This is a genomic window from Escherichia sp. HH26CH, from assembly GCF_009820205.1.
GTDB lineage: Bacteria > Pseudomonadota > Gammaproteobacteria > Enterobacterales > Enterobacteriaceae > Escherichia > Escherichia coli_F.
Genome location: NZ_VNXM01000042.1, coordinates 1 through 3,646 on the forward strand (window position 1 = coordinate 1; position 3,646 = coordinate 3,646).

The following is a 3,646-nucleotide window of genomic DNA, read 5'->3' on the forward strand; positions in this document are numbered from 1 at the left end:
GATTCCACACCGGCACCATGGCTATACCCCACCCCGAGATGCCCGCTTAACGAACTGCTGAATGAGGCTTTAATACCTGCCTGGTATATTCCACGTCTGCCCGACAAATCATTGACAAAATTACCGTCATTATTCACTTTCACCCGGTTATCATCGACAAATTCTTTGCGCACAGCCGCCTTCAGCCACGGCTCAACTTCCATGCCGTTCCCCAGACGCATGTTGTAACTCAGCGTTGCGCCCAGTTCACGATATATACTGCGGGTATCGACTGATTTCGATTCCATACCATTGGATAAATGATATTCGGGGTTATCAGCGGTGAACCCCGTTAACGATGCATACGGCGTCAGGTTCCAGTTACCATCGGTAAATCGCATCCCGGTTTCAATGTGACCGCCCAGCCCGTTGCTGCGATAACTGCCGTTGGCGGCTCCACCGCTGCTCATTTTACCGGCTACGTTACTTTCAAAGCGGTTCAGCTTCACGATACCGTCCAGATAGAAACCACTTTCATGTTCCCAGCTGACATAGCCCCCCAGAGAATAACTGCCCACACTGCCATGTCCTCCACGATCAAAACCGATATGTGAATGGGAATAACCCATAAAAGCGCCCAGCGTCGCAATCCCCTCAGGAATACCATTACGGCTATCGATCCCCACCGTCATTCCGGTCAGCGTCTGCTCAAACCCGGCACCCGCATCGGTGGTGACATTATTACGGGTGTTATACGTCGTCCCCCAGACATTATTGTTGTGTGGACTCGCTTTCATTATGTTCAACCGCTCGCGAATACTGTTTAGCTCAGCATCAAAGACCAACGGTAATGTTGCTGCCATATTGAGTACGGCTGCCGTAGAAGGCGTGATGCGTTTCTCCGGGACGGGTGTCGGCGTTGGATCGGGAGTCGGGTCTGGTTTCGGATCCGGTTTTGGGTCTGGTTTTGGATCCGGTTTCGGATTTGGGTTGGGGTCCGGGTTGGGTTTGACATCATTGGTCAGGTTCCAGTTGCTGTTGCCGTCGCTTTTCAGGACATACTCATAGGTCCCAAGATCAACGAAACCGCCGGTATTACCCAGCGTAAACGAAGCATCCCCTCCCCCTGTTTTCACCAGCGTCATCGCGTCGTCAGACTGAGGGCTGACGCCGGTATCCTGAACAAAGATTTTAAAATTGCCAGTGGCGTTGTTGTTGACGACCAGTTGATCGCCCCGGGAGCCTGCAACGTTGGTATGCAGGTAGAAATTACCGCTGCCGGAAAGTTCACTGGTGGTCAGCGTATTGTAGATACCGTTAGTTGTGGCAGGCGCTGCTGTTTGTGCTGATAAATAAACATCACCGTCGTTGAGGAGCAAACTGTTTACTCTATATTCGCAGTTGCTGGTGCCTGCACAGGAATTATTGCTGTTAAGCCAGATACTGCCCCGGCTGGCAGCCGTCAGCTCGGCAAGCGTCGTATCGACGCCATTTCCGATAGTTAATGTCGCGCTATCGGTAATCCGGACCACCCCTTCAAGTTTAACTGGCGTAACATTATCCCGTGGCGTCATTAACGACAGGCTTCCTGTCGCGCCACTGACCGATGCATCCGCCAGCGTACCTGCGTAGATGATTGCCGTCCCGCCAGCGACCTGTAGATCTTCTGCCCGGGCCAGAGCCTGAAACTCATCTTTTGACCGACCAAGGGTATATTGCCCACCGGAATTAACCGTGGTGGCGAAGTCCTGACCCAGGTTTTGCATTGCCCCACCGTTGCCAACCGTGGAATCGCGAGCTTCGGTACCTGCTAATACCAATAAATTACCGCCATTTTCCAGCAGCACATTGGTCGCTAAATTTCCGGCAATGGAAAAGGTGCCGTACTGGTGAGTACCGCTGATTTCAATACCGTTAGCCGTGCTCGTCTGGAGAGCGGCACCGCTGTTCTGGACGATATCTGTCGCTTTGCCATTATCGTTGACTGTCAGCGTACCGCCTTCATTAATCGTTGTTTTTACTGCCTCACCGTTAGCCGAAACTGTTTGTATTCCGCCGTCGTTAATCGTTGTCTCATTCGCCACACCCTCGACGATTTGTTCACCGCCGGTAAGCATCGTGCCAGTCGCAGTGGCTTTTGTTTTGACGATCTCCCGTCCGCCCGCATTGACCTGTGTTTTGGCGGAAGTGGTGTCTGACTCCACGGTTAACACGCCGCCATTTGCCAGCAGGATATTGTTCGCCGCATCCTGCTCGATGCTGAACGCGACGCCATCAGCGCGTGTCCCTGTGACCCGCGTCGCCCTGGTGGTTGCCACCAACGCGCCCTGGCTACTCTGCTGTATCCCCGTAGCGCTGCCTTTCTCCCGCACATCGAGTGTGCCGCCGTCATTAAGTACCGAGTTTTCAGCCAGACCGCCCTCATTAACTACCTGTGAACCGCCATTAATAATGGAACCTTCCGTTGTCCCGTTTGCCATAATTTGTTGTAGGCCAGAGACGATATCGGTATTGATCGCCTTACCATAATTCTGAACGGTTTGCGTGCCGCCTTTGATGTGCGTTTTATCTGTTGACCCACCATCAACAATTTGTTCACCACTTTCGATATTTGCCTCAGTGGCTAAACCATATACCGTTTGCTTGCCACCTTTGATATTTGCTTTATCAGAAGTGGCACTGGCATATATTGTTTGGGTGCCCGCACTATTGAGTACAGTGCCAACATCTTTTCCATAAACATCCATTTTGCCGTTGGCATTAATAATCGTATCAACTGCCCGGGAACCAGTAACGACTGTTAATGAGCCAGCGTTTTCCAGCACTACATTTTTAGCTTCTGAATTCCTGATGTAGAAAGCATCACCATAACTGTTAGTTCCTTCGATAAGTGTTCCGGAAGTCGTGGAAGCAATTAATGCGCCGCCGGATTGTTGCTCAACATGCTTAGCCTCACCACCGTCCTGAACCTCCAGAACGCCACCATTATTAAGTCTGGTGCTATCTGTTTTAGCCTCCTTCTGGACAATCAGCTTACCGCCGGCATCAACGGTAGTATTTTTCGCCGTGGTTTTAGCCACTACCGTCAGTTCGCCGGTATTTTCCAGCACAACATAATTAGCCTCCCCTCCGGTAATAGTGAAGTGAGAGAGCTTGTTGTATCCTTCAATATCAGTCCCTGCGCCCGTGTTGGCAACTAAAGCACTACCCGTCTCCTGGTTAACCCCATGTGCGATACCACCGGTATAGACAATCAGCGAGCCTCCGGCACTAATATTGCTGCCAGTTGCCGTACCATCTTTCTCAACAACCTGCCGGCTCCCGGAGGAGATATTTGTCGTGTCAGCTTTCCCGCCGCTCTTGATATTTTGTGTTCCGCTGTTGATATTGGTTCCCGTGGCAATACCATGATTATTTATATTCTGTGTGCCACCATTAATTATGGTATTTGTCGCGTTTCCGGCAACATCCATAACGCCGCCATTATCTATTCGGGTCGCATCAGCTTTAGCATTCGCTAAAACTGACATTGTTCCGTTATCTTTAATAATTGTCTTGTTTGCCGAACCATATACGTCTAAATGACCACCGTTTTCCAGCAACACATTGTCTGCCACGTTATTGTGAATAGAGAATGCCCCTTCACTATTCGTACCGCTCACCGTCG

At 50.8% G+C, this 3,646-nt stretch carries 1 protein-coding gene; it reads right to left on the minus strand.

All coding sequences use genetic code 11. The features are described from left to right. A partial coding sequence (gene ypjA, locus FQ015_RS15610) for an adhesin-like autotransporter YpjA/EhaD (protein WP_160524241.1) occupies window positions 1-3,646 on the minus strand: 3,646 nt, incomplete at both ends.